The organism is Streptococcus sp. S5 (assembly GCF_034134805.1).
GTDB lineage: Bacteria > Bacillota > Bacilli > Lactobacillales > Streptococcaceae > Streptococcus > Streptococcus lingualis.
This window is the reverse complement of record NZ_CP139419.1, coordinates 2074348-2097581: the sequence shown is the minus strand read 5'-3', so window position 1 is coordinate 2097581 and position 23234 is coordinate 2074348. Positions and strand designations below refer to the sequence as shown.

Below are 23234 nucleotides of genomic sequence, written 5' to 3'. Positions count from 1 at the left end.
CTCGACAGATTCTTGTAAAGAATCACAAATAGATCTTTAAATTTAAGTTAGAATGAGGTTTTACTCATGGAAAATGTTGTTGTACATATCATCTCTCACAGTCACTGGGATCGTGAGTGGTATCTACCTTTTGAAAGTCACCGCATGCAATTGGTGGAACTGTTTGACAATCTCTTTGATCTTTTTGAAAATGATCCGGAGTTCAAAAGTTTCCACTTAGATGGACAAACCATTGTTCTCGATGACTATTTAGAAATTCGCCCTGAAAACCGCGACAAGGTGCAGCGTTATATCGACGAGGGCAAACTCAAGATTGGTCCCTTCTACATTTTGCAGGATGATTACTTGATCTCCAGTGAAGCCAACGTCCGCAATACCTTGATTGGACAAGCTGAATGCGCCAAATGGGGCAAATCTACTCAGATTGGTTACTTCCCTGATACCTTTGGAAATATGGGGCAAGCTCCTCAAATCCTTCAAAAATTAGGCATTCACGTCGCAGCCTTTGGTCGTGGGGTCAAACCAATCGGATTTGACAACCAAGTTCTTGGAGATGAGCAATTTACCTCTCAATTTTCTGAAATGTACTGGCAAGGGGCGGATGGTAGCCGTGTGCTAGGTATTCTCTTTGCCAACTGGTACAGTAATGGGAACGAAATTCCAGTGGATAAAGATGAAGCTTTGGCTTTTTGGAAACAAAAATTGGCAGATGTTCGTGACTATGCCTCCACCAACCAATGGTTGATGATGAACGGCTGCGACCACCAACCAGTTCAACGAAACTTGAGTGAAGCAATTCGCGTGGCTAACGAACTATTTCCTGACGTGACCTTTATCCATAGCTCTTTTGATGAATATGTGCAAGCAGTGGAAAGTGCGCTTCCTGAGCAATTATCAACAGTTACAGGAGAATTGACCAGTCAGGAAACCGATGGTTGGTACACACTGGCAAATACGTCTTCCTCTCGGATTTATCTCAAGCAAGCCTTCCAAGAAAACAGCAACTTGCTCGAGCAAGTGGTGGAACCTTTGACCATCATTACTGGTGGGCACAACCACAAGGATCAATTGACCTATGCCTGGAAGACACTCTTACAAAATGCGCCACACGATAGTATTTGTGGATGTAGCGTAGATGATGTTCACCGTGAAATGGAAGTTCGTTTTGCCAAGGTCAACCAAGTTGGAAACTTCGTCAAGACCAACCTTCTGAACGAATGGAAGGGTAAGCTAGCAACTCAAAAAGCCCAGAGTGAGCACCTCTTTACGGTCATCAATACTGGCTTGCATAATAAGGTGGATACCGTCAGCACGATTGTCGATGTAGCAGTTTGTCCGTTTAAGGAATTGCATCCGACAGAAGGCTTCAAGAAAATGGCCGCTTTGACCTTGCCAGACTACCACGTAGAAGATTTAGATGGGCATCTTGTAGAAGCAGAGATTGAGGACTTGGGAGCAAGCTTTGGCTATACCCTGCCTAAGGATAAATTCCGTCAACCTTATATCGCGCGTCAAGTGCGCGTTACGGTTCCGGTTCACCTAGTGCCTCTTTCTTGGACCACCTTCCAGCTCTTGGAAGGCAAAGCACCTCATCATGATGGTCTTTTCCAAAATGGGGTGATTGATACGCCATTTGTAACCCTTAGTATCGATGATGGCTTGACCCTCTATGATAAAACGACCAATGAGGCTTATGAGGATTTCCTTCGTTTTGAAGATCGTGGTGATATCGGTAATGAATATATCTACTTCCAACCAAAAGGAACAGAGCCGATCTATGCGGAGTTAACAGCTTATGAGGTCTTGGAAAACAATGCTCGCTATGCCAAAATCTTGCTCAAGCATGACTTGACGATCCCGGTTAGCGCGGATGAACAATTGGATGCGGAGCAAAGAGGCATTATCGAGTTTATGAACCGCAAGGCAAGTCGCTCAGAAGAGATGACAACCATCCCTCTTGAAACGGAGATGACCATCTTTGTGGATGACCCGCAAATTCGCTTCAAGACACGCTTTACCAATACTGCTAAGGATCACCGCATTCGTCTCTTGGTCAAAACTCATAACACTCGTCCAAGCAATGACTCGGAAAGCATTTATGAGGTGGTCACACGGCCAAATAAACCGGCTGCTTCTTGGGAAAATCCTGAAAATCCTCAACACCAGCAAGCTTTCGTCAGCTTGTATGATGACGTCAAAGGGGTAACAGTGGCCAATAAAGGATTGCATGAATACGAAATCCTTGGAGACGATATGATAGCTGTAACACTTCTCCGTGCTTCCGGTGAACTTGGTGACTGGGGCTATTTCCCAACACCAGAAGCACAATGCTTACGGGACTTTGAGGTTGAATATGCAGTAGAATGCCATCAAGCTCAGGGACGCTTCTCTGCTTATCGCCGAGCTAAAGCTTTGCAGACACCGATGACCAGCCTTCAAGTTGAAAAACAAGAAGGAAGTGTAGCAGCATCTGGTAGCTTACTCAAGCATACAGCCTTGACACATCCTCAGGTTTGTCCAACAGCCTTTAAGGTAGCAGAAAATGAAGAAGGTTACATCCTTCGCTATTACAATATGAGCCAAGAAAATGTGCGCGTGTCAGAAGGACAACAAACGGTTGTCGATCTTCTTGAACAACCGTATCCGGTCCATACAGGTTTATTGGCACCGCAAGAAATCCGGACAGAATGGATTAAAAAAGAAGAAGTCTAGCTGGTTGCAGCTGAAGAAACAATAAAAGGAAAGGAGGAGCGAAAAAGTAAGAACCAACTGCTGACTCGCTCCTTTTTACAGGTAAAAGCAATGACCATTGCAACGATTGATATCGGAGGGACTGGTATTAAGTTTGCTAGTCTAACTCCTGATGGAAAGATTTTAGATAAGACCAGCACCCCAACTCCAGAAACTCTAGAAGATTTATTGGCTTGGTTGGACCAACGCTTGTCAGAACAGGACTATCGTGGGATTGCTATGAGTGTGCCAGGTGCAGTTAATCAAGAAACCGGGGTGATTGAGGGGATCAGTGCCATTCCTTACATCCATGGTTTTTCATGGTATGAAGCGCTTGCTCATCACCAACTCCCTGTCCATCTAGAAAATGATGCCAACTGTGTTGGACTTAGTGAACTGCTGGCTCATCCTGAGATTGAAAATGCAGCCTGTGTTGTCATTGGCACAGGGATTGGTGGGGCTATGATTATCAATGGTAAGCTTCACCGTGGCCGCCATGGTTTGGGTGGTGAGTTTGGCTACATGACAACCATCGAACCAGCAGAAAAACTTAACAACTGGTCGCAACTAGCTTCTACAGGGAACATGGTTCGCTATGTCATCGAAAAATCTGGTCAAACCGATTGGGATGGCCGCAAGGTGTACCAAGAGGCTGCAGCAGGCAATGCCCTTTGCCAAGAAGCTATTGAGCGGATGAATCGCAACCTAGCCCAAGGACTGCTCAATATCCAGTATCTCATCGACCCAGATGTCATTAGCCTGGGTGGCTCTATTAGTCAGAATCCAGATTTTATCAGAGGGGTTCAAAAAGCAGTAGATACTTTTGTGGACAGATATGAAGAATATACAATTGCTCCAGTGATTCAAGCTTGCACCTATCAGGCAGATGCCAATCTCTACGGTGCCCTTGTCAACTGGTTACAGGAGGAAAACCAATGGTAACTTTTACCGGAATCAGCAGTAAACAAGCGCAAGCTTTAGAGTTGCTCCAAAATCACATTTCTCTACCAGATGTAGAAGTGGCGGTTGGTCAGTCTGACCATGCTTCTATCTCTATCAAGGGTGAGAGTGGACAGTATCAATTGACCTACCGCAAACCGCATCAACTTTACCGCGCCTTATCCGTTCTAGCAACAGCTTTAGCAGAAGGGGACAAGGTAGAGATTGAAGAACAAGCGGCTTACGAAGATTTGGCCTATATGGCGGACTGTTCGCGCAACGCCGTGATCAATGTCGCATCTGCCAAACAGATGATTGAAGTCTTGGCTCTCATGGGTTATTCAACCTTTGAGCTCTACATGGAAGACACCTATCAGATTGAGGGGCAACCTTATTTTGGTTATTTCCGTGGAGCATACTCAGCTGAAGAGTTACAGGAAATTGAAGCCTATGCCCAGCGGTTTGACATGACCTTTGTCCCATGCATCCAAACCTTGGCCCACTTGTCAGCCTTTGTCAAATGGGGTGTCAAAGAAGTGCAGGAACTCCGCGATGTAGAGGACATTCTCCTTATCGGTGAAGAAAAAGTTTATGACCTGATTGATGGCATGTTTGCGACGCTATCTAAACTACAAACGCGCAAGGTCAATATCGGCATGGACGAGGCCCACTTGGTTGGTTTGGGACGCTATCTCATCTTAAATGGCGTTGTGGACCGTAGCCTCCTCATGTGTCAACACTTGGAGCGCGTGCTGGATATTGCAGATAAGTATGGTTTCCACTGCCAGATGTGGAGCGATATGTTCTTCAAGCTTATGTCAGCAGATGGCCAGTACGATCGTGAGGTGGACATTCCAGAAGAAACACGAGTTTATCTAGACCGTCTCAAAGACCGTGTGACCTTGGTTTACTGGGATTATTATCAGGATAGCGAGGAAAAATACAATCGTAACTTCCGTAATCACCACAAGATTAGCCAAGATATCGCCTTTGCTGGTGGGGCTTGGAAGTGGATTGGCTTCACACCCCACAACCATTTCAGTCGTCTCATCGCTCTTGAAGCCAATAAAGCTTGCCGTGCCAACCAGATCAAGGAAGTCATTGTGACGGGCTGGGGGGACAATGGTGGTGAAACAGCCCAGTTCTCGATCCTACCGAGCTTACAAATCTGGGCGGAGCTCAGCTATCGCAATAATTTAGAGTGTCTATCTGCTCACTTTAAGGGCAATACAGGCCTCTCAGTTGAGGACTTTATGCAGCTGGATCTGGCCAACCTCTTGCCAGATCTACCAGATAATCTCAGTGGACTCAACCCTAATCGCTATGTCTTCTATCAGGATGTTCTTTGCCCAATTCTAGACAAGCACATGACACCTGAACAGGACAAGCCACACTTTGCCAAGGCAGCTGAGATTCTTTCTGACATTAAAGAAAAAGCTGGTGTTTACGCCTATCTCTTTGAGACCCAGGCTCAGTTGAATGCTATTTTAAGTAGCAAAGTGGATGTAGGACGACGCCTTCGGGAGGCTTATCACGCAGGTGATAAAGAGAGCTTGCGACAGATTTCCAGAGAAGAATTGCCAAAACTCAGAGGCCAGATTGAAACCTTCCATGCTCTCTTTAGCCACCAATGGTTGAAAGAAAACAAGGTCTTTGGTTTGGATACCGTAGACATCCGTATGGGTGGCCTCTTGCAGCGCATCAAGCGAGCTGAAAGTCGGATTGAAAACTACCTAGCAGGCGAAATCTCTCGTATCGATGAACTAGAAGTAGAGATCTTGCCATTCAACGATTTCTACGGGGATCAGGACTTCGCAGCCACAACGGCTAACCAGTGGCATACTATTGCGACGGCTTCAACCATTTATACAACGTAAAAAATGCCAAGTTGGATGACAGAAGTCTCATCTACAGTGGCTAGGAGTAGAAGAGGAGCTGTCTTTACGACCACCCTTTTCTACTCTTTTTTTAAGCTATGTCATAAATTTGTAGAATTTTTTCTATAATTAGGAGTTTGAAAATAGAAAATGGCTATCTTATAATAAGTATTGTAAACGCTACCAAAGCAAAAACACGCTCAAGGCTCAAAGGGGGAAGTTAAATGAAAAAGTTTGTAAGGACTCTGAGAGAAAATTTCATTTTTCTTTTAATGGTCTTACCTGGTGCAGCGTGGTTAATCTTATTCTTCTATATTCCGGTTTTTGGGAATATCGTAGCATTTAAGGACTATCATATCACAGGAGAGGGCTTCATTGACAGTGTCATGAAGAGTAAGTGGGTTGGCTTTGACAACTTCAAATTCCTCTTTAGTTCCAAAGATGCCTACATTATTACAAGAAACACGGTATTGTACAACTTAGGATTCATCTTCTTAGGATTGATTGTTTCCGTTGGGATCGCCATCATCTTTAGTGAGTTGAGATCAAAAAGAGTGGTCAAGGTGCTTCAAACCTCCATGCTCTTCCCATACTTCTTATCATGGGTTATCATCAGCTTCTTCACCGATGCCTTCCTTAACGTGGACAAAGGATTGGTCAACCACATCTTAACTTCATTTGGTATGAAAGCCATCAATTTCTACTCGGAATTGTGGATCTGGCCAGCGCTTCTCCTCTTCTTAGGAATCTGGAAAGGCTTTGGTTATAGCAGTGTCATGTATTATGCAACCATCATGGGAATTGACCCAACTTACTATGAAGCAGCGACCGTGGATGGTGCGTCTAAGTGGCAACGCATTCGCAACATCACCATTCCTCAGTTGTCTTCCTTGATTACGGTTTTGACCATTCTTGCAGTCGGAAATATCTTCCGCGCAGACTTCGGTCTTTTCTACCAAATCCCGCATAATGCTGGAGCTCTCTATAGTGTAACCAACGTTATTGATGTTTATGTCTACAACGGTTTGACCAAGTCAGGGGATATCGGGATGACAGCAGCAGCCGGTCTTTACCAATCGGTAGTCGGGCTGGTTCTTGTGTTAATCTCAAATATCATTGCCCGTCGCATTGATAAGAATGCCGCTCTCTTCTAGAAAGGAGGATCGTATGAAAAAATCAACCATTCAAAAAGAAAAAATTGATAATGTCGGGATCCATTCTTTCAGTAAGAAGAGCAACTTCTTCTTTACCTTGTTGTTGACCTTGGTCGGCTTGACCTGTGTGCTTCCCTTCATCTTCGTTGTCATGATCTCTTTGACAGACGAACAAAGTTTGGCAGTCCATGGCTTCCAATTCTGGCCAGCAAAATTTGGATTTGATGGTTACCTCTTCTTGGTACAGTTCAAAGACAAAATCTTGCAAGCCCTCTTCATTACCTTGTTTGTGACCATTGTGGGAACAGCATGTAATGTCTTTATCACCACAACTTATGCTTACGCTATCTCACGGAGTACCTTTAAATACCGCAAGTTCTTTACCGTATTTTCACTCCTTAGTATGCTCTTTAGTGCAGGGTTGGTTCCAAGCTACATTGTCACCACTCAACTCTTGCAGTTAGGTGATACCATCGGGGCTTTGATTATCCCAATGTTGCTCAGTCCATTTAACATCATCTTGATGCGGACCTTCTTTAAACGGACCATTCCAGAAGCTATCCTTGAATCCGCTCGGATCGATGGGGCAAGTGAAACACGGATCTTCTTCCAAATCTGCTTGCCATTGTCTCTTCCAGGGATTGCGACCATCAGTTTGTTCACCGCTTTAGGGTTCTGGAATGACTGGTTCAACGCCCTCCTCTATATTAAGAGTGACAACCTTTACCCATTGCAATACCTCTTGATGCAAATCCAAAACAATATGGATTACATCGCTAAAAACGTCGGGGTATCCGGCCAATTGGCAGGAGCTGTACAATCCATCCCACGGGAAACAGGACGTATGGCCATGGTGGTTGTGGCAACAGTGCCAATCGCCATTCTCTATCCATTCTTCCAACGCTACTTTGTAAAAGGCTTGACCATCGGTGGTGTGAAAGAATAACATCGTTTATTGAAAATCAGCAGGATTTTCAACTCATAACTTAGTCTAAAAAGAAAATAACATAAAGGAGATTTTTCTTATGAAAAATTGGAAAAAATACGCGTTAGCATCTGCTAGTGTCATCGCTCTTGGAGCTACTCTTGCTGCTTGTGGAAACCTTACAGGGAACAACAAGAAGTCTGCAACAACTGAAGACGGTAAACCAATCATCAAGATGTACCAAATCGGTGATAAACCAGATAACTTGGATGTTCTTCTTAAAAATGCCAACAAGATCATTGAAAAGAAAGTTGGCGCAAAATTGGATATCCAATATCTTGGTTGGGGTGACTATGCACAAAAAATGAACGTTATCATCTCATCTGGTGAAAACTATGATATTGCCTTTGCTAATAACTATGTCATTAACGCTCAAAAAGGTGCTTATGCTGACTTGACAGAATTGTACAAGAAAGAAGGGAAAGACCTTTACAAAGCACTTGACCCAACTTACATCAAAGGGAACACTGTAAACGGCAAGATCTATGCTGTTCCAGTAGCAGCTAACGTTGCATCTTCTCAAAACTTTGCCTTTAACGGACCACTTCTTGAAAAATATGGTATCGACGTTTCAAACGTGAAAGACTATGCTTCTCTTGAACCAGTCTTGAAAGCCATCAAAGAAAAAGATCCAAACGTTGTTCCATTTGCAATGAACAAGAGCTACGGTGGACCTTCAGATGACTTTGACTATGTGGCTGTTGATGGACTTCCATTCGTTGTTGACTTGAAAGGTGACACTACTAAGATCGTTGACCGTTACACAATTCCTCGTTATGTAGAAAACTTGAAGACTCTTCACAAATACTACGAAGCAGGATACATTCCAAAAGACGTAGCAACGAGCGACACTGGTTATGATCTTTCTCAAGATACATGGTTGGTTCGTGAAGAAACAGTAGGGCCAGCTGACTACGGTAACAGCTTGCTTTCTCGTGTAGCAAACCGTAAGATCGAAATCAAACCATTTACTGAACTGTACAAGAAGAACAATACTACTCAAGTAGCTAACTTTGTTATCTCAAACAACTCTAAGAACAAAGAAAAAGCAATGGAAGTGTTGAACCTCTTGAACACTGATCCAGAACTCTTGAACGGCCTTGTTTATGGACCAGAAGGCAAGAACTGGGAAAAAGTTGCTGGCAAAGAAAACCGTGTCAAAGTCTTGGATGGCTACAACGGAAACACTCACATGTCTGGATGGAACACTGGTAACAACTGGATTCTTTACATCAACGAAAACGTAACAGATGAACAAATTGCACAATCTAAGAAAGATTTGGAAACTGCAAAAGAATCTCCAGCACTTGGCTTCATCTTTAACACAGACAAAGTGAAATCAGAAATCACTGCTCTTACAAATACTTTGAACCAATTCGCAGGTGCGATCAATACTGGTACTGTGGATCCTGAAGTAGAAGTTCCTAAGATGCTTGAAAAATTGAAATCAGAAGGTGCTTACCAAAAAGTGCTTGACGAAATGCAAAAACAATACGACGAATTCCTTGCTTCTAAAAAATAAGAACAGGTAGTTCGAAAAGGCTTTGGAGGGATCTCCAGAGCCTTTTATATTGAAGAGAAAGTCCTCTTAGAAGCTTTCCTTATGTGAGTACGGACGTCAGCGAACTTCTACGAAGTTCCATGACTTAGTTTTGAACCTAAAGTTTCAAAACTCCCGAGTGCTAGAAACACTAGTGTTTCTAGCACTTTTCTCACGGCGGAAAGTTTCGGTAGATGATTGAATAACTTTAACTCATAAAATGTTTTTATTTTTATATAATTTTATAGATCTGTATCAAAGAACAGTTTTTTATGAAAATAGAACTGGAAATGAAAATCAATATTTCAATTTACTAATGTAAATGCGGGAAAGCGTTTTATTTTTATGGTATAATAGAATGACTAATTGGAAAAGAGGCTGAATGATGGGGAAAATCATCGAGTTCATTTTTACGAGAGTCTATGTTGCCATGCTGGTAACAGGGATTTTTTGGGTCTTGACGATCTGTGGGGGCATCCTTCTAGGAGTAGGACCAGCCAGTGCCACTATCATGAGCCTCTATGCGGAAAATGGCATGACCTACAAGGACTATCATTGGTCACGCGCTTGGGAACTCTTCAAAGAAAATCTGGTTCCGGCCAATCAAGTTTTTTACACCTTCTTTGCCATTGAAGGAATCCTCCTCTATGGCATGTACCTCATGATCCAGATTCCTCACTTAAATTTCTTCCAAATTTTGGTTCTTCTGTTTAATCTAGTTTTCCTCTTGGTTGCGCCTCTAGCTTACGCTGTTTATTTGAAATTGCAAGTGCATTTTGCTCTCTCTTATGCCAACAGTATCAAGCTCAGTTTGATCGGAATGTTGCTGGACATTCGTCCAGTTCTTAAGCTCATCCTTGGAACAGCACTACTTGGTGTCATTAGCTATTATATGCCAGCCCTTCTCTTTTTTGTCTTGATCGGCGTCTGGCATTTCTTTGTCAATGATATCTTTGACCCTGTTTATCAAAATATCCACGAAAAATTGGTATCCTAACGATGAAAAAAATCTGGTTAAGTACGCTTTTAAAATTCTACGCCTATGTCATGGTGGTCATTTTGACCATTATGGGTCTCGTCGTAGCGGGGATCTCTTGGAAAAACCAGCAAGCTGAAGCCGATCGGATCGCCCAACGGGTCTTGACTGAAGTCGTGACGGATCTCGAGACCTCTTATCAGCGGGTCACACAAGAAGGGCGTAGTCTCGTTGAAAACCCTGCAAAATTAGAAGGGGTTTATCGCTATTTTACCTTGTCACCATCGGAGTATGAGACTTGGCGATTGAATGCCCAGTTTCCTTCTTATATCCAATTGTCCCTACATAAGAATATTGACAGTCTCTATTTGAGCAATAAAAACATCGAGGGTATCGATGTCACCTTGTCGGATTACAAGACAGTATTTGTCTCTACCCGGCAATCGAAGGGGGGTAAGCAAGTTTCCGCGGACCATTACAAGGCTCCTGCGACAGCCATTCCGGTTCCTTTGACAGATCCGACTACGGGTGCTGGAGTTGGGATTGCTTATATTACTCTGGACCAGGAAATTTTGACGGCAGCGATTGACAATGCTAGAGGAGATCTACCGGTTGCTGTGCGGATCTTCACGCCCTTTGGGAAAGAAATGTACCATGAAGGGGATAAGGAGCAAGCAAAAGATGTTAAATGGCAAACCCGTAGCACGATCTATGGCTACAAGGTGGATGTAGTCGTTTCTGAAAGTTATTTGGTCAAGAAGGGTCTAGCTAACCTGACCACTTTTCTCTCCATTGCTTTCCTGATTTTCTTGATCCTGTACTTGTTATTACGGCAGATTTTCAAAAATTACCGGCGTCAAGTCCTCGATTTGGTCGATACCATGAATCAGATCAGTCAAGGCGATAGTGAACGACGGATTGATACCTCGACCAAGGACCAAGAACTTTTGGTCATTGGTAATATGATCAATACCATGTTAGACAATATGGACAAGAACATTCGGGATATCTACCAGTTGCAGCTCAGCCAAAAAGATGCCAATATGCGGGCCCTACAAGCCCAGATCAATCCCCATTTCATGTACAATACACTGGAATTTATCCGGATGTATGCCGTCATGCAAGAGCAGGATGAATTGGGTGATATTATCTATGAGTTTAGTAGTCTCTTGCGCAATAATATCTCAGACGAGCGAGTGACGACAGTTGAAAATGAGCTCGAATTTTGTCGCAAATACAGCTACCTCTGTATGGTGCGTTATCCAAAATCGATTGCCTATGGCTTTAAGATCGATCCAGGTTTGGAAAAGATGAAGATTCCCAAATTCACCATCCAGCCTTTGGTCGAGAACTATTTTGCGCATGGAGTGGACCATAAACGCAAGGACAATGTGATCAGTGTCAAGGTCTTGCAAGGAGAAGGGCAGGTCATCATCTTGATCACTGATAATGGGCGCGGGATGAAAGAAGAACAGCTAGAAAGCATTCAAGAGATGCTAGCCAATCGCAATCCACGCTCAGAAATCGAAGAAAAGAGTGGTCGGCAGTCCATCGGAATTGTCAATGTCCATGAACGCATGCTGCTCTATTTTGGAGATCGCTACCATATCCAAGTCTTCTCCCAACCTCACCATGGAGTGACCTATACGATAACCATTCAAGATGAATAAAGGAGACAGAATGTACAAAGTCTTATTAGTAGACGATGAGTATATGATTACAGAAGGGTTAAAAAAATTAATCCCCTTTGACCACTGGAATATGGAAGTGGTCGCAACTGCAGAAGATGCAGACCAAGCCCTTGATTATGTGCGAGAGTATCCGGTAGATGTGGTGATCACGGATGTCAATATGCCTGGGAAAACTGGACTTCAGATGATTGCTGAGATGAAGGATTTGATCCCAGATGCTGCCTATATCATTATGTCAGGCTATCAGGATTTTGAATATGTCAAGACAGCTCTCAATTTGCGCGTGGCAGACTACCTGCTCAAACCTGTCAATAAGGTGGAGATGGGCAATATCCTAGAAAAAATCCAGCACCAAATCCAGCAACCAAGCCAAGAGTTGGCCAACCGCTTGATTCACGATGACATCTCTGAGGAAGAGTTTTGTCGGTATATCGCAGGCCGGAATTCACTGTGGATTGGGATTGCTAAGGAGAAAAAAGGTTTTATCAGCTCGTCTTACCAAGTTCTCGGGCAAAATCTTCAACTCTTTATCTCAGATCAAGAAGAAGAAGCCATGATTGAGAAGGCCTTTGAGCCTCCTTATAAGGAACACTTTCATCAATTTAAGGACCTAGTGGAGCGGAGTCTCTTTTATGGAGCGACCCCTCTCAATCAAGACGAAGAGGTCTTCCATTACTACGAGCCGGCCTACCGGGTGATCATGCAAGGAAATATCCAACAGATCTTAGAAGAACTGGACTGGTTGGAAAAAATGATCCTTGAGAAGACACCCAAGGTTTCGCTGACAAAGCAACTCTTTATCCAATTTTTGATGGATGTCTTTCATTTGTTTGAATACCTGCAAGGAGATGATTTGGCCGATGTGGTCAAGAAAGTCCAAGAAGCTGCTACCTTTAGCGAGATGATTAGCTTTATCCAGGAAGAGTTGTCCCGTTTCTTATCCCACTATCGGATGAACGAAAATGTAGCGAGTGTCCTCCAAGTGATTAGCCGTGATTACCAAAAAGAGCTGTCACTCAAGGACATCAGTCAGGCTCTCTTTATCAATCCAGTCTATTTAGGCCAATTGATTAAACGAGAAACCAATGCAACGTTCGCAGAACTCCTCAACAAACAGCGGATTAAGGCTGCCCAGCAGCTCCTCTTATCGACCAATGACAGTATTGAAGATATCTGCTATAAAGTTGGTTACAGTAATGTAGGCTATTTCTACAAGGTTTTCCGTAAACTCTGTGGGAAATCGCCTAAAACCTATCGCTTACAAGTCATGACAGAGCAGGCAGAAGATGAGTAAAAGGCTGAGACGATTTGTCTCAGCCTTTTGATTGAAGACAACGTCTTCTTAGAAACTTTCCTTAGGTGAGTACATAACAGAAGGTCAGAGACTATGAAGCTAACTTTTGAGTATTTTTTTATTTGACAAATATAAGTAGACAGTGTATACTTTATAAAAAGTAGACGACGTATACTTTGATAAGGGAAGGTGGTCAAATGAAACGGAATACGGAAGAACTGAAAGAAAAGTTAATTTCGGTCGGCATTGAAGAAATCAGAACTAACGGGATTGACCGGATGTCTATGCGTACAATAGCTCAAAAATGTGGGGTGACTCATGGAGCTCCCTATAAGCATTTTGGAAGTAAAGATAGATATATTCAAGTGGTTATGGAACACTTATCAATGTTCTTTTTGAAAAATATGATACAAGGGATTGATACTTCCATAGATGCAAGAACTCAACTAACTCTGATGGGCTGTAACTTTGTAAGGTTTGCCCAAGAGGAAACCTATCTATTTGAAGTATTATTTATCAAATTTCCATATAACTATATGGAGTTGTTCCAGGAAACTATTTCAGTCAACTCCTCTTTACCAGGATTTGAACATTTTAAGTCGGTAGCGTTAAGACTTAAAGATGAGGAAAATCTTTCTAGTGGTGACGCAGAAATTTTGATCCATTTTTGGAGTTTTATTGCTGGTTTGGCTCTATTGGTAAGGAGTCCTGTTGGAGAAAGCTTTAAAGAAAATGATGTTCAAAAGACCGTCAGAACGATGCTTGATATTTATATAAAAGGAGATAGCTGATGAATGTTTTAATAATCTATTCACATCCGAATGAAACAAGTTATAATGCATCAATCCTTCAAACTGTGCAAAAGCATTTAGCACCAGAGCATAGAGTTAAAATAGTAGACTTATATAAAGAAAACTTTGATCCGGTTTTACGTTTTGATGAAACGCATAAAAGGAGAGATTTACAGCATAATGAAGACATGAAACCATATAGAGATTTATTGAGTTGGGCGGATCAGTTGATTTTTATTTTCCCTACTTGGTGGAGTGGAATGCCAGCTATTTTAAAAGGTTTTATTGATCGTGTTTTTGTTACAGGTTTTGCTTATCAGAATGGACCTCGAGGTCCGGTGGGGAAACTAGATGGAAAAGCGTGGATCATTACGACGCATAATACGCCAAAAATTTTTCTTCCTTTTTCTCAAGACTACGCAAAGGTTCTAAAATCTCAAATCTTGAAACCCTGTGGTATTAAACCGGTTAAAATGACACAAGTTACACGAGTGGAGTATATGAGTGATCGTCAACGGAAAGAAGAACTAGAAAAAATCGCACAGATAGCCAAAAGGATATAAAAACGTGCGTTACAAGTCATGACAGAGCATACAGAAGATGAGTAAAAGGCTGAGACGATTTGTCTCAGCCTTTTTACTTTTCATTTTACGTTCTTTGTATCTTGATTTTTCCAACCAGCAGCTCAGCTTCAATGGTGATTTCTGTGAGTTGAGTCCAGTCGATTTTTTCTTGGTCAACATGAAATAGAAGAGGGGTCATGGCGAGGAGCGCCTGACGTTCTTCAGGACTTAACCTCTTGGTGAGGCTGACTGTTTCGGATGAGAGGATCTGGCAGTGCTCTTCAAAGTGTTCCAAAATTTCCTGGTTGGAGTAAGATTGCTTGGTCAATTGATCTTGGGCCAACTGACGAATCTCTTTTAGATGAGAAGAGGTTGGGACGACCTTAATAATCACCCCTTCAGCCTTTAAGACACGCTCAAATTCAGCGTAATTAGCCGGGGAGAAGATGTCCAAAATGACTTCCATACTCTTAGATTGAATGGGTAAATGAGCCAAATCTCCTACAAACCAATTGACCTTCCAGCTAGCGTCACTCTTGGCAGCTAGTTGTACGGATTCCTTGGAAAGATCGAATGCATAGAAAGTAGCCTTGGGATAGGCTTCTTGTAGTTTTCGGGAGTAATAGCCTTCTCCGCAACCGATATCTAAAATTCTGGCATCACTGGTCGGAATTTTTTGTCCGATCGCTGTTAGAATCGGCTCATAAAAACCTGCTTCCAAGATCAGCTGGCGATTCTGGAAATTTTCTTTGTCATAGTCCTTTGATTGTTTGATCTGGGGAGCCAGGTTGACATAGCCAAATTTCGCCAAATCAAAAGAATGGCCCTTGGGACATTTAAAACTGGTCCCCACAAGTTCTAGGTCCAGTTGACAGATGGGACAGGCAAAAGCAGTGGCTGTTTGAAATCGTTGTAATTTTGGTTTGATCGGTGTATTCATATTAGTAGTGTAACAAAAGAGCCTCTAGATAGCAACCGATGCTGTAATGGGACTAAGTCACACTTTTTTAACGGTTCTACGCGGTATTGAATGGACCTTGAGTCTCTTTATTTAATTTCCTCATTTTCGTCCAATGGATCGCTGAGGAGGGTTTTCAATTCTAGACAATACTTACTTGCTTCAAATTCAATGATCTCATATTGAGCAATCTCATTTTGATAGAATGGATCGTGTGCAATGATTTCTTGGACAGCATCTTTATTTTTTGCTCTCATGAGAATGATACCGCCAGTTCTTGGATTTTTTCTTCCAGATGCGATAAAAAGACCTTTTGTATAATACTGATTTAAAAAATCTATGTGTTTTTCTAAGTGTTTTTCAACTTCATCAAGGGGCTTGATATAGGTAAGGTTTACAATAAACATAAGTGACTCCTTTAAAACAAATGATAAATAGATTATAATACTTTACAAACTACCTGAATAGTAGGCACATTTTTGTAAGGAGAAAAAATGTTAACAAATAAAAATTGGAACTGTAGTATGTCTCGAGTCTTAGATGTGGTTGGTGGGAAATGGAGGATGAATATATTATGGGTTATAAACAAGCATAAGAGAGTTCGTTTCAATCAATTGAGAAGAGAAGTTGAAGGGATAACAACTATCAGTTTGACACGTGGCTTAGACGTTTTAATAGAGAACCAATTGGTTGAGAAATATGATTTTGAAACGATGCCACTCCATACAGAATATGAGCTGACAGAAAAAGGCAAATCACTGATGCCGATTTTAAAGGACTTGAATCAATGGGGAAAAGAATGGTTGCAATGAATTTTTCCCTCATTTTAATCTCTTCTATCTCGCCACTCATCTCTTCATTTTAACCACTTATCCCCAAAAGCCGTTTTTTAAACGGCTTTTTTGCTAGACTGGTTCTATCAAAAGGAGAGAGAACATGATATTACAAGCTAAAAACATCAGTAAACGATATGGAAATCATTTAGCCGTAAACAATATTCATTTACAGTTTGAAAAGGGAACCTTTAATGCGATTCTAGGACCAAATGGGGCGGGGAAATCAACAACGATTTCCATGTTGATTGGTTTGAAACAACCAACGCAAGGTGAAATCATCTATGAACCAGGTACGAAAATTGGTGTGGTCTTCCAGACTAGTGTCTTAGATGAGATGCTAACGGTTAGGGAAAATCTGACCATTCGTGCGAAACAGTATAAAGGCTTAAAACCTGATCGTGTGTCTGATCTTATTGATCGGCTAGGCCTATCAGCTTTTCAAAAACAGAAATATGGGACTCTTTCAGGTGGCCAAAAGCGTCGGGTTGACATTGCGCGTGCTCTGCTCTCACAACCAGATATTTTGTTCTTAGATGAGCCAACGACAGGTTTGGATATCCAAACCCGGAAGTCTATTTGGGATTTGCTCTATCAATTGCAGAGAGAAGAGGGAATGACCGTTGTATTGACCACGCATTATCTTGACGAAGCAGATGAAGCTGATCAAATTTATATTGTAGACCATGGGGAAGTGATTGCTCAGGGATCAGCACTAGATATTAAGAGTCAGTATGCAAAAAATATCTTGAAGATTCGTTTCAAGGAGATGCAGCAGATAGAAAGTCTCAAATCTTCGGGAATGTCAGTAGAGCAACAAAGTCAATTGGAGTATATTTTTCAACCCAAGAGTGAAAGGGAAGCCATTGATTACCTGGCGCAAGTTAGAGATAATCTAGCCCATTTTGAGTTTCGTCCAGGGACCATGGATGATGCCTTTATTGCACTTACAGGAAGGGAGGTCCGCTAATGCTAGCCGTACTAAAGCGAAATTTTTTATTGTATTTTAGGAATCGTTCAGGAGTTTTCTTCTCCCTGTTGGGAGCCTTGATTTCCTTTGTTCTCTATATTATTTTTCTTCAAAAAAATCTGACAGATGCTTGGGCTCAGCTCCCAAATAGTGGTCCTGTGTTAAATAATTGGTTAATGAGTGGGACGCTGGCTGTGACAGGGATTACGACAAGTCTGGCTGCCCTGACTCAGTTAGTAAAGGACCGTGAACATCAAGTAGATCAGGATCTTTATTTATCGGATCAAGGGAAGTGGCGGTTACCATTTTCGTATCTAACGAGCGCAATCATCATCTCTTTTTTCATGCAAGTCCTTATGTATGTGCTGATGTGTGGCTATTTTAGAGAAGCTCCAGCACTATCTTTATTACCTGAAGTACTCCTCATCATGCTGTTTAGTAGCCTGCTTTCTAGTTTAGTGAATGCCATTTTTGTTTATTTTTTCCAATCCGTAGACAGTCTTGGAAAGTTTGCGACCATAGTGGGTACAGCTTCCGGTTTTTTGGTAGGGACTTATGTACCTTTAGGTGTTCTACCTGATTTTGCACAACTACTAATGAAATGTACTCCAGCAACTTATATTGCTGCACTTTATCGACAAGTACTCATGAAAGAAGCAGTGAGCGAAACCTTTAAGGGGCGAGATGATCTTCTTCGAGATTTTCAAGAAAAAATGGGCGTTCAGCTCAAATGGCAAGCTTTATTGACAAAGGAACAAACATACCTTATAGTGTTAGGAGGTATTCTTCTAGCTTTGGGGATTTGGATTTCCTTGGCAAAAAGATCGAGTAAAAGAAAGTAAGTGAGAATTGGAGTAGGAATGAAGATTCGTTTTGAGGAAAAACAGGATATCGCAGAAAGCAACCCCTGTGTGGTCATTCAAGCCAAGCAATTATCTGATCAAGCACGAGAGGTGATGGACTATCTCGAACAATTTTCGACAGTGAATCAAGTAGTGATTCCTATCAAAACAGATGATCATTTGATTATGGTGAAAATTGATGACATTATTCTAGCCGAGATTGATAAGAATCAGCTAACCATTTATACGACAGACAAAACGTTCACCGTCAGAGATACTTTGACAAATTTTCAACATCGGATTAATCGTCGTAATTTTTTACAGATATCACGCCACGCGGTGATGAATATCGACCATTTAGAATCGCTATCGGATAGTTTTTCAGGCAATATGATGGCTAAACTGACACGTGGAGTGAAATCAAGTGTCAGTCGGAAATATGTCAAATCCTTGATGGATTATTTAGGGGTATAGGAGAAAGTGATGAAACGAGTTATAGCTTATTTTGTATCTGGTATGAGGACAGGATCCTTCTTTTATTTGTGTTTGGTGTTATTATCCCATATCTATCCCAACATCGTCTATCCCGCTGTGAATGTACGCAACATCCTAGCGATCTTTTTAATGAGTGGAACAATGGGAGTTTTGACGTTCATTCTTGAGGAAGAAGAGTTTTTGACCTATAGTTTGCGTGTGGTCCTGCATTTAGTTGTGACAGCTACCATCTTAGCATTGACCTACTTATTTTTTGGCTGGGGGGCAGCCTTACGGAGCCCGATTCCTTGGTTGATCTTTCTAGCCATTTACGGCCTGATCTGGCTTTACCAGATTTGGCAACTCCATAAAAAAACTCAACGAATCAACCAAGCATTGTTGTATCGCAGAAAAGGGAAATAGTCCCAGAAAAAAGTGTATAAGAAAACCACGAAGTTTCGTATTAACTTCGTGGTTTTACTTTCTTAATAAGTCAAAACAAAGTATTTTTTCTTACCGCGGCGGATAACGGTCAATTCATTTTCTAATTTATCGCTATCGCTCAAGACATAGTCAAGGTCTTGAATGCGTTCGCCGTTGACGTAGATAGCTCCGTTTTGAACATCTTCGCGGGCTTGGCGTTTAGAATTTACCACACCAGCTGTGACCAAGAGTTCAACAATGTTGAGGTTGTCTTCTGCTTGGACCTGGTAGTTTGGCACACCACGAAGGCCTTGTTTGAGTTCTTTTACAGAAAGGTTTTTGATGTTTCCTGCAAAGAGTTGTTCGGTGATGTTGAGGGCTTCCTTGTAGGCTTCTTCGCCGTGGACGAGGGTAACCACTTCACGCGCCAAGATCTTTTGAGCCAAGCGTTCATGAGGAGCGGCCTCAAACTGTTTGCGGATCTCTTCAATCTCATCAAGTGACAAGAAAGTGAAGATCTTCAAGAAACGCACAGCATCCGCATCCATCACATTCATCCAGAATTGATACATTTCGTATGGAGATGTTTTGTCTGCATTGAGCCAGACCGCATTACCTTCTGATTTACCGAATTTCTTACCAGTTGCATCTGTGATCAAAGGCACAGTCATAACATGACCAGTTTTATCTGCTTTACGACGCATCAACTCAGTACCGGCTGTCATGTTTCCCCATTGGTCAGATCCACCGATTTGAAGGGTTACATTGTGTTCTTGGTTGAGGACGTAGAAGTCATAGCCTTGCATGATTTGGTAGGCAAACTCTGTGTAAGAAATCCCTGTTTCAATCCGTTTTTTAACAGATTCTTTACTCATCATAGCATTGACCGTAAAGTATTTTCCGACATCACGAAGGAAGTCAATAAAGCTAATGCTTCCAAACCAATCGTAGTTGTTGACCATTTCGGCTTTATTGTCACCATTTTCAAAATCGAGGAAACGAGACAATTGCCCTTGAATGGAGCGAACCCATTCTTGTACCGTTTCTTTTGTTTGGAGACTACGTTCAGCATCTTTGAAGGACGGATCTCCAATGAGACCAGTCGCACCGCCAACGAGCGCATAAGGTTTGTGGCCTGCTAGTTGAAGACGACGGCTCGTCAAGATAGCAACCAAGTGACCAAGGTGAAGGCTGTCAGCAGTTGGATCATAACCAGTATAATAAGAAAGCTGACCTTCTTCCAGTGCTTTGCGTAAGGCTTCTTCATCCGTCGTTTGAAATACCAAACCACGCTCTTTTAGCTCATCAAAAATGTGCATGTGTCTTTTCTCCTTTATAAGTTTATTCATCTCTCTATTCTACCATAAACCACGGAAATGGCAATGGTTTCCATCATTTTCTTGTCCTTACCCAGGAAGAATGAGTGACGATTTCTACGCTCTTGTGATTGAAAACAAAGGGCCTAATCTGCTATAATATAGGGAACAAGGAGAAAGAATCAGTGAATCAATTAAAAGAGAAGCTGCAAGAGTTTTGGAAGAAAGTCCAAAAATTCTTTGCAAAGATGTATACAGAAACTCCGAATAAGGAAAAAAATGAGGAAAGTAGCTGGTCTGTCGGCGATATTTTTGCGACCTTTTTGCGCACCCTCAAACTCCTGTGGGATGTCATGATCGCCCTGTTCGTGTGCCTCTTTTTATTTGGCGCAGGGATTGGGATTGGTTATGCGGCGAGCCTCTTTTGCAATGTCAAGGTTCCAAAGACAGAAGAATTGGTCCAGCAGGTCCGCAACGTCAGCAGTGTTTCAAAACTGACTTATTCCGATAAGAGCTTGATTGCAGAAGTGGACAGTGATTTGATCCGCACGCCAGTCGCAGGAGACGCCATTTCAGACAATGTCAAGAAGGCTGTGATCGCTACTGAGGATGAGAATTTTGAAAGCCACAAGGGAGTTGTACCTAAAGCCGTTCTTCGGGCAACACTTGGATCTGTAGCCGGCGTGGGTTCCTCTAGTGGGGGATCAACCCTGACCCAGCAGTTGATCAAACAGCAAGTCGTGGGAGACGCTCCAACCTTTACTCGTAAGGCGACAGAGATTGTCGATGCCTTGGCTTTAGAGCGGGGAATGGATAAAAATGAAATCCTAACCACCTACTTAAATGTTTCGCCTTTTGGACGAAACAATCGGGGACAAAATATTGCGGGTGTGGAAGCTGCAGCTCAAGGGATCTTTGGCGTCTCTGCGAAAGACTTGTCCGTTCCACAAGCGGCCTTTATCGCTGGCTTGCCACAAAGTCCGATTGTCTACTCTCCTTATGCTGCAGACGGTAGCCTAAAGAGCAAGGAGAACCTCGAGTTAGGTCTGGCGCGTGCCAAAGACGTTTTGTTCAATATGTACCGGACAGGAGCCTTGTCGAAAAAAGACTACGAGACCTATGCTCAGTACGACTTGACCAAAGACTTCATCGCTCCAGATGGCATCGAGAAAACACCGCATGACTACCTCTACTTCCAAGCCATGGCAGAAGCAAAAGAGGCCATGTATGATTACTTGATCAAGCGAGACAATGTCACCAAGCAAGACTTGAAAAATAATGAAACCGTCAAGGCTTATCAAGAATTAGCGGAGAGCGAGTTGCGCGAAGGTGGCTACACCATTCAAACCACGATTAACAAACCGGTTCACAATGCCATGCAGGCCGCAGTAGCGAATTTTGGCAGCGTCTTGGATGATGGGACGGGTCTTGTAGAAGTTGGGAATGTCCTTATGGACAACCGAACGGGTGCCGTTTTAGGATTTATCGGTGGACGGAATTTTGACGGCAACCAAAACAACCATGCCTTTGATACAGAGCGTTCCCCAGGGTCTACAATCAAACCACTGTTGGCCTATGGGATTGCCATCGACCAAGGCTTGATGGGAAGCAATAGCATCCTTTCTAACTACCCGACTAATTTCTCAAGTGGGGAGCCGATCATGCACGTGGATAGCCGAGGGACAGCCATGATGGATCTCCGTGAGGCCCTCAATACCTCATGGAATATTCCAGCTTACTGGACTTACCGGACTCTTCGTGAAAAAGGTGTGGATGTCCCATCCTACATGAAGAAAATGGGCTATGATATCCCTGAATATGGCATTGAGAGTCTGCCGATGGGGGGAGGAATTGAGGTCACTGTTGCCCAACATACCAATGGTTTCCAAACCATTGCTAACAATGGGAACTACCTCAAACGCTACATGGTAGAACAAATCATTGATCGAGATGGGGATGTAGTCTACAAGCACGAGGCAGATCCTGTTCGTGTTTACTCTCCAGCAACGGCAACGATTATGCAGGATCTCTTGCGCGGGGTTATTACGTCTGGTGCTACAACGACCTTTAAGTCACGGATTAGCCAAGTCAACCCAACGCTGGCAGGTGCAGACTGGATTGGAAAAACCGGTACCACTAACTCAAATGGGGATATGTGGCTCATGTTGTCCACCCCTAATGTTTCTTTAGGAGGTTGGATCGGCCATGACAACAATGCTTCCATGCAGACCTTGACTGGATACAACAACAATGCCCAATACATGGCGCAGTTGGCGAATGCAATTTACCAAGCAGATCCAAGTCTCTTTGGGATTCAGGATAAATTCACTCTCGATAAGAGTGTGATCCGCTCTGAAGTACTCAAATCGACTGGTGAAAGACCGGGCCGCGTCAATGTCAATGGTCGGGATATCGATGTGAGCGGTCAAATGGTGACGAGCCTTTGGGCCAAAAACGGAGCGCCAACCACTCAATACCGCTTTGCCATCGGGGGATCGGATAGCGATTATCAAAGTGCTTGGGCAGCGATTCTCGGTAATTCCAGTGGAAATCAGTCGAATAATAAGAACAATTCGACAACCAATAGTTCATCCAGCAATAGTTCAAATCGAAACAGCTCAAATCGTGGCAATCGACGCTAGTCTGATCCAGTAGAAAACCTAGAGAAAGCCTTGATTTTTGGAGCAAAAAACGGTATAATAGTGATAACTAATTTGTCGTGTGCTTTATTTGAAATATTGTCCAAATAAGAGCTTACAGCAGTTAAATCTTACTTGAATAAGTCGATTTAGCTGCTCTTTTTGTGCCTATTTTTCAGAAAAAACCTAGTTTGTTACACAAATTTAATTTTTCTAAAAATTACAAAATGCGACGAATG

20 protein-coding genes are annotated in these 23234 nt (G+C 42.6%); 17 read left to right on the top strand and 3 right to left on the bottom strand.

Going from position 1 to position 23234, the window contains the following annotated elements:
• Window positions 1–66: 66 nt before the first annotated feature.
• The 11 genes from SM123_RS10120 (at window position 67) to SM123_RS10070 (ending at window position 14540) form a co-directional block, all read left to right on the top strand.
• Complete coding sequence (locus tag SM123_RS10120; RefSeq protein ID WP_320909550.1) at window positions 67–2712, top strand: alpha-mannosidase; 2646 nt, start codon at window positions 67–69, stop codon at window positions 2710–2712.
• A gap of 90 nt (window positions 2713–2802) precedes the next feature.
• On the top strand, window positions 2803–3672 hold the full coding sequence (locus SM123_RS10115; protein WP_320909549.1) for an ROK family protein: 870 nt from the start codon (window positions 2803–2805) through the stop codon (window positions 3670–3672).
• Window positions 3666–5546: a beta-N-acetylhexosaminidase gene (locus tag SM123_RS10110; protein ID WP_320909548.1), complete on the top strand. Its 1881-nt coding sequence runs from the start codon at window positions 3666–3668 to the stop codon at window positions 5544–5546. The genes SM123_RS10115 and SM123_RS10110 overlap by 7 nt, the downstream gene beginning before the upstream one ends.
• Before the next feature lie 224 nt (window positions 5547–5770).
• On the top strand, window positions 5771–6700 hold the full coding sequence (locus SM123_RS10105) for an ABC transporter permease (RefSeq protein ID WP_003009701.1): 930 nt from the start codon (window positions 5771–5773) through the stop codon (window positions 6698–6700).
• Between the two features lie 13 nt (window positions 6701–6713).
• A complete protein-coding gene (locus SM123_RS10100; RefSeq protein WP_003004100.1) occupies window positions 6714–7646 on the top strand; it encodes a carbohydrate ABC transporter permease in 933 nt (310 codons plus the stop codon).
• Window positions 7647–7725: 79 nt separating this feature from the next.
• Window positions 7726–9207: an ABC transporter substrate-binding protein gene (locus SM123_RS10095; RefSeq protein ID WP_320909547.1), complete on the top strand. Its 1482-nt coding sequence runs from the start codon at window positions 7726–7728 to the stop codon at window positions 9205–9207.
• A 403-nt stretch (window positions 9208–9610) separates the two neighbouring features.
• On the top strand, window positions 9611–10222 hold the full coding sequence (locus tag SM123_RS10090) for a YesL family protein (protein WP_031572560.1): 612 nt from the start codon (window positions 9611–9613) through the stop codon (window positions 10220–10222).
• Window positions 10223–10224: 2 nt separating this feature from the next.
• Window positions 10225–11871 (top strand): sensor histidine kinase, encoded by a 1647-nt coding sequence (locus SM123_RS10085; RefSeq protein WP_320909546.1) that lies wholly within the window; start codon window positions 10225–10227, stop codon window positions 11869–11871.
• 10 nt (window positions 11872–11881) lie between these two features.
• On the top strand, window positions 11882–13186 hold the full coding sequence (locus SM123_RS10080) for a response regulator transcription factor (RefSeq protein ID WP_320909545.1): 1305 nt from the start codon (window positions 11882–11884) through the stop codon (window positions 13184–13186).
• A 197-nt stretch (window positions 13187–13383) separates the two neighbouring features.
• A complete protein-coding gene (locus tag SM123_RS10075; RefSeq protein WP_320909544.1) occupies window positions 13384–13977 on the top strand; it encodes a TetR/AcrR family transcriptional regulator in 594 nt (197 codons plus the stop codon).
• A complete protein-coding gene (locus SM123_RS10070) occupies window positions 13977–14540 on the top strand; it encodes an NAD(P)H-dependent oxidoreductase (RefSeq protein ID WP_320909543.1) in 564 nt (187 codons plus the stop codon). The genes SM123_RS10075 and SM123_RS10070 overlap by 1 nt, the downstream gene beginning before the upstream one ends.
• 85 nt (window positions 14541–14625) lie before the next feature.
• Here the strand turns inward: SM123_RS10070 and SM123_RS10065 are convergent, their stop codons facing one another.
• Window positions 14626–15480: a putative RNA methyltransferase gene (locus tag SM123_RS10065; protein ID WP_320909542.1), complete on the bottom strand. Its 855-nt coding sequence runs from the start codon at window positions 15478–15480 to the stop codon at window positions 14626–14628.
• Window positions 15481–15587: 107 nt separating this feature from the next.
• The gene (locus tag SM123_RS10060) at window positions 15588–15905 is read right to left on the bottom strand and encodes a YciI family protein (protein WP_150905134.1); all 318 of its coding nucleotides are present in this window, start codon (window positions 15903–15905) and stop codon (window positions 15588–15590) included.
• An 87-nt stretch (window positions 15906–15992) separates the two neighbouring features.
• Here SM123_RS10060 and SM123_RS10055 point away from each other — a divergent pair, with 87 nt between their 5' ends.
• From SM123_RS10055 to SM123_RS10035, 5 genes are all read left to right on the top strand, one after another.
• Window positions 15993–16310, top strand: a complete 318-nt coding sequence (locus SM123_RS10055) for a winged helix-turn-helix transcriptional regulator (protein WP_150905136.1) — start codon at window positions 15993–15995, stop codon at window positions 16308–16310.
• A gap of 124 nt (window positions 16311–16434) precedes the next feature.
• Window positions 16435–17301, top strand: coding sequence for an ABC transporter ATP-binding protein (locus SM123_RS10050; protein WP_320909541.1), 867 nt, complete (start codon window positions 16435–16437; stop codon window positions 17299–17301).
• A complete protein-coding gene (locus SM123_RS10045; protein ID WP_150905138.1) occupies window positions 17301–18143 on the top strand; it encodes an ABC transporter permease in 843 nt (280 codons plus the stop codon). The genes SM123_RS10050 and SM123_RS10045 overlap by 1 nt, the downstream gene beginning before the upstream one ends.
• A gap of 18 nt (window positions 18144–18161) precedes the next feature.
• A complete protein-coding gene (locus tag SM123_RS10040) occupies window positions 18162–18617 on the top strand; it encodes a LytTR family DNA-binding domain-containing protein (RefSeq protein WP_049523750.1) in 456 nt (151 codons plus the stop codon).
• A gap of 9 nt (window positions 18618–18626) precedes the next feature.
• Window positions 18627–19040 (top strand): DUF3021 domain-containing protein, encoded by a 414-nt coding sequence (locus SM123_RS10035; protein WP_049472884.1) that lies wholly within the window; start codon window positions 18627–18629, stop codon window positions 19038–19040.
• A gap of 62 nt (window positions 19041–19102) precedes the next feature.
• Here the strand turns inward: SM123_RS10035 and tyrS are convergent, their stop codons facing one another.
• Window positions 19103–20359, bottom strand: a complete 1257-nt coding sequence (tyrS, locus tag SM123_RS10030; protein WP_320909540.1) for a tyrosine--tRNA ligase — start codon at window positions 20357–20359, stop codon at window positions 19103–19105.
• Window positions 20360–20541: 182 nt separating this feature from the next.
• Between tyrS and pbp1b the strand changes: the two genes are divergently transcribed.
• Window positions 20542–22998 carry a penicillin-binding protein PBP1B gene (pbp1b, locus tag SM123_RS10025; RefSeq protein ID WP_320909539.1) on the top strand — a complete coding sequence of 819 codons (2457 nt, stop codon included), beginning with the start codon at window positions 20542–20544 and terminating at the stop codon, window positions 22996–22998.
• Window positions 22999–23234: the final 236 nt, after the last annotated feature.